Annotated in this window: 1 protein-coding gene and 3 pseudogenes; 1 reads left to right on the top strand and 3 read right to left on the bottom strand. The window is 45.6% G+C overall.

All coding sequences use genetic code 11. The features are described from left to right. Nucleotides 1–176: 176 nt before the first annotated feature. Nucleotides 177–422, top strand: a pseudogene (locus ACTIE0_RS23805) (zinc ribbon domain-containing protein); the annotation flags it as partial. 204 nt (nucleotides 423–626) lie between these two features. Here the strand turns inward: ACTIE0_RS23805 and hpf are convergent. The 3 genes and pseudogenes from hpf to ACTIE0_RS23790 form a co-directional block, all read right to left on the bottom strand. Beyond that, the gene (gene hpf / locus ACTIE0_RS23800; protein ID WP_006620899.1) at nucleotides 627–1,265 is read right to left on the bottom strand and encodes a ribosome hibernation-promoting factor, HPF/YfiA family; all 639 of its coding nucleotides are present in this window, start codon (nucleotides 1,263–1,265) and stop codon (nucleotides 627–629) included. Between the two features lie 346 nt (nucleotides 1,266–1,611). Continuing rightward, nucleotides 1,612–1,683, bottom strand: a pseudogene (locus ACTIE0_RS23795) (HNH endonuclease); the annotation flags it as partial. 272 nt (nucleotides 1,684–1,955) lie between these two features. Next, a pseudogene (locus tag ACTIE0_RS23790) lies at nucleotides 1,956–2,619 on the bottom strand (HNH endonuclease); the annotation flags it as partial.

The following is a 2,619-nucleotide window of genomic DNA, read 5'->3' as shown; positions in this document are numbered from 1 at the left end:
GAGCAGTTTGATTCTCTCCATGATGCCATGGATTCCGTTCTCAAAGCTGCGTCCTAACCACCTTGACTAATACTATATCTGGATGTGACGCACCCTACGAGCCGTGTGAGGTGAAAGTCTCAAGCACGGTTTTGCATGGGAGGGGGAGATGGTGACATCTCTCTCGACCCCTACTATGGGTGTGCTGGAAGCGTGGCGTGTATTTTGCCAAGGTTGAAGCAGCAGGCACCAGTCAAGAGTGCCCTCAATGCTCAACAGCGGTCAAGAAAGACCTCAGTATCCGGGTTCATAAATGTCCTGAGTGCGGCTACATCACCAATCGCGACGTGGCCGCCGCCCAAGTCATTCGGAACCGAGGGATTGCAGCGGCAGGGCTTACCGTCAAGAAGCTCGGTGAGGGTAAAGTCGTTGGACTCCCGTAGAACTGCGAATCCCCGCGCCTTTAGGCCGGGGAGTGTCAATCTTTTATCCAAGGGTGGGTTGATTAATCCCAACTAACTAAGGGCCTGATTCCTCAAACCAAGCCCTCGCGCCGCCTAACTCCCCGGTGACAGGCGCGACAGGCGAAACCCGCCACTAACCCTAATGGGAGTGTCAACTATATTATGTGGCTTCACCTACCTACTTTAAGGAGAGGTCGAAGCCCGTTCTGTCAATTCCGCACCAGTTTGACCATTACTGGTCGGAACGCTACCATTGCGGGGTTGGATGACTCCATAACCACCATGATGCGATCGCTGATAGATTACATTAATCTCATCAGTTTCAGCATTACGGAACATATAAAAATCATGATCAATAAGCTGCAACTGTTCTAATGCTTCTTGAATGCTCATGGGAGGCATGGCAAAATATTTCGTCCGCACCACTTCTTCTGGAAGTTTCACAGTGCGATCGCCAATTAAATCATCAACAATGGGCTTCTGTGCAACCACTTCACCAGTCTTAGGAAGCTGATATTGTTTCGCCATGCGTTTTTCTTTGTACTTACGCAATTGACGAGCAATTTTATCTGCTACTAGGTCAATACTGGCATAGAGATTTTCACTGCTTTCTTGAGCACGAATAACTGTGCCATTGGCATAAATCGTGACTTCAGCAGTTTGTCTTGGATTTATCCGAGGGTTCCGAGCCACAGATAAATGGACATCCACTTCGTTTGTCAATTGCTGAAAGTGACTAACAGCTTTGGCAATTTTCTGTTGTACATACTCGTGAATAGCATCGGTAATTTCAAGATTTTTACCCTGGATAACAAGCTTCATACAGCTCCCTCCCGATCATAGTGTGGGCTTAACTTCACCTTAACATTTTGCATTTCAGAAATGTAATTTCTTTAAAATCCTTTGCATCTCTTGACAATTCTTGATGGGTCAATTCACAGATCATCCTATTCAATCATCCATGATTGTCCAGAATATAACTGGCCGACCTATCACCTGGTTTTTCAGTCGTTCCACAGCGGTAGACTCCGGTTAAGAATTACTTTGATGATGCCCTTTGGTTCCCCCAAAATAAGGAAATTGTCGCAACTTAGTAGTGTCGAGAGAGAAGTCACCTTCTCCCCCTCCCATACAAAACCGTACGTGATAGTTTCCCATCATACGGCTCCTAGTCTGATTGCTCCATTGTTAGGGATACAGCGTTGGCATTGTCAAGTGCCGTCTTATCATCGTGACAGTAAAATCCTTTGCATCTCTTGACAATTCTTGATGGGTCAATTCACAGATCATCCTATTCAATCATCCATGATTGTCCAGAATATAACTGGCCGACCTATCACCTGGTTTTTCAGTCGTTCCACAGCGGTAGACTCCGGTTAAGAATTACTTTGATGATGCCCTTTGGTTCCCCCAAAATAAGGAAATTGTCGCAACTTAGTAGTGTCGAGAGAGAAGTCACCTTCTCCCCCTCCCATACAAAACCGTACGTGATAGTTTCCCATCATACGGCTCCTAGTCTGATTGCTCCATTGTTAGGGATACAGCGTTGGCATTGTCAAGTGCCGTCTTATCATCGTGACAGTGGCGGTGTAGTAGTTGAAGATTTTTGTATTCGTCCTTTCCGCCGAGACTTCGAGGTACAATGTGGTCTATTTCAACTATGTCTGATGGGGTAAAGTATTGCCCACACCAGGTACACTTGCCTTTTTGCTTCTTGAGTAGTTTTGCTACCCTTGTTGGCGTGTCGATTGCTTGTCCTTTTCTGGTTGCCCAATAAGTCCAATTTCCGTCGTATGGTGTTGCTTCAGGGCGTATTGTGGTATGTCTGGCAATCGGAGTGTAGCTATGTTTCCATAGTGTGTGTCCATCCTTGGTCTGGAATAACCAAGATTCATGCCTTTCTACCTCATTGCTAAGTTTAACTGTTCCATGTCTGAAATAGTTTCCTAGCTTCTCGTAAACTTGCCTTTCCGCATCTTGATACTGTCCATGCCCGTAACATCTGCCAGATTATATTGTCTAGCTTACCGAAGGTCTCTGATGAGACGACTCCTGAATAATAGTTTGACCATCCCCGAATAATCGGGTTTAGTTTGTTTATCAGGGCTGATTGAGGTGCTGTTTTATGTTGTTTGATTACACCTTTAATCACTTCTGTATGGGCTTTAACTGCTTT

The organism is Limnospira sp., assembly GCF_051859755.1.
Classification (GTDB): Bacteria; Cyanobacteriota; Cyanobacteriia; order Cyanobacteriales; family Microcoleaceae; genus Limnospira; species Limnospira fusiformis.
Note: the sequence above shows the minus strand (reverse complement) of the source record. Positions and strands in the feature narration are given on the sequence as shown.

Bases quoted from the DNA above. Each gene is read 5' to 3' on its own strand.
- hpf (WP_006620899.1), bottom strand. From the start codon at position 1,265: ATGAAGCTTGTTATCCAGGGTAAAAATCTTGAAATTACCGATGCTATT.